The 974-nt window shown below is 54.3% G+C and carries 2 protein-coding genes; both read right to left on the bottom strand.

The window, feature by feature from the left end; translation table 11 throughout:
* Positions 1-416 (bottom strand): nuclear transport factor 2 family protein (locus AC1D0Z_RS22840; protein ID WP_477660415.1); only part of this gene is annotated, 416 nt, incomplete at its 3' end.
* 212 nt (positions 417-628) lie between these two features.
* Positions 629-974, bottom strand: a 346-nt coding sequence (locus tag AC1D0Z_RS22835; protein WP_477660414.1) for a hypothetical protein, incomplete at its 5' end; no start/stop codon positions are given.

Here is a 974-nt window from a genome sequence, read left to right as displayed (position 1 = left end):
GTCGTGTATTTCTTCGACGGATCTTTGGGATCCGTCTGCTCGCGCACAAAACTAAGGATGACCAGGTTTCCTTCCGCCGTAATGGCTACGAGTGGCGCTGCGACCTTGGCTTCTATCGGCTTCGGCTTCTTGAACTTGCCGAAGAACTCGACAAACGCTGCACGACCCGTAGGAACATTTGGGTTGTGCTGAATGTAATTTTCAGCCATGTACTTCTCTGCCAGCTCGAGCTGGCCGGCTTCAAAGACCTCGCGCCAGAAGTCATAGACAAGGCGCTTGTTTTGCGAAAGCTGGGGATCCGCGCTTTGCAGAAGGGCGGAATGATCGGGGGCTGGCGTAACAGCAACTTGCGCGAAGGTGGCACTGGCAACAACAGCGCCAAGAAGAAGAGCCGCGACTGTGTTTCTGGTACTCATGAATTACCTCGATTGTGATGTGAACACTTAATGTTTGGTATGAGCGGTGCCTGTTTCAAAGCTTGGGATCCGGAAACGGCAACTTATCCTGCGAGCTGCTCGGCTGGGCCACCCATTTATTCCCGCGGCGGTAAAAATCTGCCTGGGTTTCAGAACTTCCAGCCCCGATCTTCAATGCCACCGTGCAGGCCACCTGGCCCGGGTGCTTGGCCTCAACAGCCGGTACGCAGGTGCCAAGCTTGAGTACGGCGTTTTTGTACTCCTGCATATCCATCATGAGAAGAAATGCCTGGGTAGCATCCTTTGCGTCGGGCAATACCAGCGCAGTAGCAGCCGCAGCGGCAGGTGCAGTGATGGGCGCTGCGGGTGGAATGACAGTGGCGGTTTGCGAAGATGTTTCGCTGCAGGCAGAGCAAAGCAGCAATGTTGACAAAATGATTGTGAAACGCATTGGGAATTCTGTTTTGTTGTTGTGTGGCGAGAAGATGGCCGGACCATAACATCTTGCGCGAAGGCGCTTTGCTGTTGCGGGCCCGTGCCGATTGATATGTTAAGCAG

It is taken from the genome of Polaromonas sp. P1_E3 (assembly GCF_056405935.1).
Note: the sequence above shows the minus strand (reverse complement) of the source record. Positions and strands in the feature narration are given on the sequence as shown.